Below are 1319 nucleotides of genomic sequence, written 5' to 3' on the forward strand. Positions count from 1 at the left end.
GGCTCATCAAAAATATAGAGTCCGTTTCCGTTTAGACGATGATGTAATAACGAGAGGAAGCTTTCACCATGAGAGCGTTCGTGTAGTGATCCTCCATAGGATTTCTGAGCTTCATATTGATCTACTGCGGTGGCAACATTATAAAAACTTTCAGCCCTGAGAAAATAACCATCTCTGTTGCGGTATGCCGTTCGTATCACGTGGATATCTTCAAATAAAGCCGAATGGGAATCCATGGTACTAAAATTAAAATTGCGGCTTCCACCTTCAGGATTGAAACCTGCATTTATAGCTATTGCCTCTACAAGGGTGGATTTTCCGATACCATTTTCTCCGACGATAAAAGTCACAGGATTCCGAAATTTTAGTTCATCCAATGCTGACAATGACGGGATATTATACGGATAATGGTCGCGGTCTTCCAGCGTTTTTTTATTTCGGATTTGGCTAATATAAATCATCTTATTATCTGGTATTATTGATGAAACGGAGATTTTCTAAAAACCTTAAATTAACAATACCGCAAAATCGCCCTTCTCATGATATCGCTAATCAGTTCCGGTTCATTGTTTGGGTTCATTATACTTCTCCATTTTGTTGGATTTGTTTCACTATATCGAATTAAATTGAGGTCGTTCATGCGATATTTTAACATCGCTTGGCTCACATTGAAAAATGATGAAAGTTCGCTGGTTATCTTAATGTAATCAAATTTGTTGCATTCCTGATCATCTAAAAAGAGCTGACCTACTCGGTTGATTCCTAATAATTTTTGGTTCAGTATTAGTCGCATTTTTAGGGCATCTTTTGGCATCAATAGAGCAGATGCGAGTTGATTTGCTTGCCATTCAATCCAGTTTTTATCATTTTCAAGATTATGTTTCCTGGTCAAAGGATTAAATTTAGAATCTTCCAAGCTATTATAATCTGATTGATTTAGACCAGCGTCAGCGTGTAATAGAATATGTGCAAATTCATGCGCAAGGGTAAATAGATGATTATCCGTACCTACGATTTCTTGATTAATGTGAATTTCCCTTTTTTTAGGATCACAATATCCTTTTATATCAAGATTAAACAGATTATAAACCGTTTGATCGAGGTATATTGATATACCGTATTCGGTTTTCAGAAAGCTGCTCAATTCTTCAACGGACAGATTTGAAATACCGTTTAAAATAGCAGGGTTAATTTTGTAGAGCATTGTTTGTGCAAATTTCTCAATGTTTTCTTTGGATAGTCTTTCAATTTGGTTCAGGGAAGAATTGAGTTCACTTTTTTCTGTTGTTTTGCCCAGCGATTTTGTGAAAATCTTTTCT

2 protein-coding genes are annotated in these 1319 nt (G+C 35.9%); both read right to left on the reverse strand.

The annotated features are described in order from the left end of the window. Positions 1 to 461: AAA family ATPase (locus B3C94_RS12860; RefSeq protein WP_293904240.1), on the reverse strand; the 461-nt coding region annotated here is incomplete at its 3' end. 50 nt (positions 462 to 511) lie between these two features. Continuing rightward, a partial coding sequence (locus B3C94_RS12865; RefSeq protein ID WP_293904242.1) for an ImmA/IrrE family metallo-endopeptidase occupies positions 512 to 1319 on the reverse strand: 808 nt, incomplete at its 5' end.

The organism is Sphingobacterium sp. UBA5670 (assembly GCF_002420705.1).
GTDB lineage: Bacteria > Bacteroidota > Bacteroidia > Sphingobacteriales > Sphingobacteriaceae > Sphingobacterium.